This is a genomic window from Rhizobium giardinii bv. giardinii H152 (genome assembly GCF_000379605.1).
Lineage (GTDB): Bacteria > Pseudomonadota > Alphaproteobacteria > Rhizobiales > Rhizobiaceae > Pararhizobium > Pararhizobium giardinii.
The window spans coordinates 1-2,024 of record NZ_KB902725.1 but is presented as its reverse complement, the minus strand read 5'-3'; the positions used below and the strand labels follow the sequence as shown (position 1 = coordinate 2,024).

Here is a 2,024-nt window from a genome sequence, read left to right as displayed (position 1 = left end):
ATGAGAACTATCTGCTGGCGGTAGAAAAAAGCAGTGTGCTCGCATCCCGAGAGGAGATCTGCGTCGAAGACCTGCGTGACCAGAAAATCATCTCGTTCTCACGGCAAAACCTCTCCTACACGGAAAGATATTTCGCCGAGAAATTCGCCGAACATGACTTGACGCGGAACATCGCCTACACGTGCGATGATACTTTTTCACTGGTTTCGCTGGTCTCGGCTGGGCTTGGGATCGGCTTTGCGCCGGAATGGACGGGGGAGCTTCCGAACCGCAATGTGGCGCTTCGGAAAGTACGGGGTGTCGACTTCCGAATGGGGTTGGGTATTGCTTGGAACTCAGAGGATCCGACGACGTCACGAAATGACATCGTCGATATTGCGCGGTCGTTGGCTCGGCAGCGCTAAAGAGCCAAAACGATCTGGACGATCCTAAGGTGCAGAGTATGGTCTGTGACAACGGGCGATAATCATGGTATTTTACAACAGGCTCAATCTTTTAAATATGGTACCATGCCTGAAAAAGCTCGGCCGAGGTTTCCCTTGCCACATCCAGCCTCCGCTATCCTTGCACTTGTCGCGGCTTGCGTGATTTTGCTCGCTGTATGTAACAGCGAGTATTACCAATTCGCTCCACAAATGTAGTAGGCCTCCAACTCGCCGTTCGAAAAAGCGCCTACCCGGCGGCTTGGACGCCGAATTTTCCCGAGCCAGGATGGAACATCCATAGGGCCTTAATGAGGTGCTTAAACGTTGGCAAATCCGATCATCCTCAAATTCCGGATCGACTCCGCGAGCGATTATTTCAACCGGCATGTCGGCCGCGACAGCCCGCGGTCGCGACTTGTCCGACGTTCGTAAGAGTTTGCGCTTTTGCAGCTCCGGAACTACTAGACTAGATCGCAAGCGGTGAACCCAGGCCGCTATTTTTGACCGGCCGCCCACACTGCCGGCGACGGGTAACCTTTCGAACGATCGCTTGGGGCCGATAGGCCGCTCAAATGTGAAGACCATTGCAGCTACCTCAAGCGAGGCGGTCCATGTCCTCGATGCGCTGCTGGAAACCGACGCTGGCCTCGACTTTAGCCGGCATGTCGATGGTGGGGCGTTGGCGATCTCGTATCCGCTTTCTGTCATGCGGTCGACTTCGCCTTAGTGCCCCGCATCCCCGATCTCGACGGTGCAATCCCTGTTCGGTTTTCGGCTCCGCAAAACAGTATGGCATCATCCAGAATGTCATGGGTGCCGCCCGCATCGACGCTGATCTGATCCGCCCGCACTGGGATGACAGTCTACGCCCCATGACGGGCAGATCTCGGTGATCAGAGCCCCGTTAGCTTGCGTTGCGCATTCGCTGGGCCATGTGGGTGAGGCCCAATTTGGTGTCGTCGTGCTGGCTGATGCGGAATCTGCGGATCAGGTTCAGCAATTCGTCCGTGTCGGCGGCAAGCGCTTCGGCCGAGGCGGTGGTCTCTTCCGCCATCGCTGCATTGTGCTGGGTCGCGGCGTCGAGTTGGTTCAGCGACGACGAGATCGAGCGAAGCGTGGTGTCCTGTTCGGAGGCCGAATGGGCGATCTTGCCGACGATATCGCTGGCCGTCTTCACCTGGTTGGAAATCCGCTTCAGGGCTTCGCCCGCTTCGCTGACGAGCCGCACGCCGTTCTGCACCTGTCCGGAAGAGCGCGAGATCTGATCCTTGATCTCCTTGGCGGCAGCGGCGGAGCGCTGGGCGAGTTCGCGGACTTCCTGGGCGACGACCGCAAACCCCTTGCCGGATTCGCCGGCGCGGGCGGCTTCGACGCCTGCGTTCAGGGCAAGCAGGTTGGTCTGAAAGGCGATGTCGTCGATCACGCCGATGATCTTGGAGATCTCTTCCGACGAATGTTCGATATCGCCCATGGCATCGATAGCCTGGGCGACGATCTGGTCGGAGCGGTTGGCCTCGATGTTGACCAAGGTCACGCGCTGTGCTGCCTCGTGTGCACCTTCTGCCGTCTGACGAACGGCAACGGTGAGTTCGTCGAGAG

Annotated in this window: 2 protein-coding genes and 1 pseudogene; 2 read left to right on the top strand and 1 reads right to left on the bottom strand. The window is 58.0% G+C overall.

The window, feature by feature from the left end:
• Both A3AY_RS0130065 and A3AY_RS40920 read left to right on the top strand, forming a co-directional pair.
• Window positions 1–404: LysR family substrate-binding domain-containing protein (locus A3AY_RS0130065; protein ID WP_018329383.1), on the top strand; the 404-nt coding region annotated here is incomplete at its 5' end.
• A gap of 592 nt (window positions 405–996) precedes the next feature.
• A pseudogene (locus A3AY_RS40920) lies at window positions 997–1,303 on the top strand (Tn3 family transposase); the annotation flags it as partial.
• Between the two features lie 26 nt (window positions 1,304–1,329).
• Here A3AY_RS40920 and A3AY_RS0130055 read toward each other — a convergent pair.
• On the bottom strand, window positions 1,330–2,024 hold a 695-nt coding region (locus tag A3AY_RS0130055; protein ID WP_018329381.1), incomplete at its 5' end, for a methyl-accepting chemotaxis protein.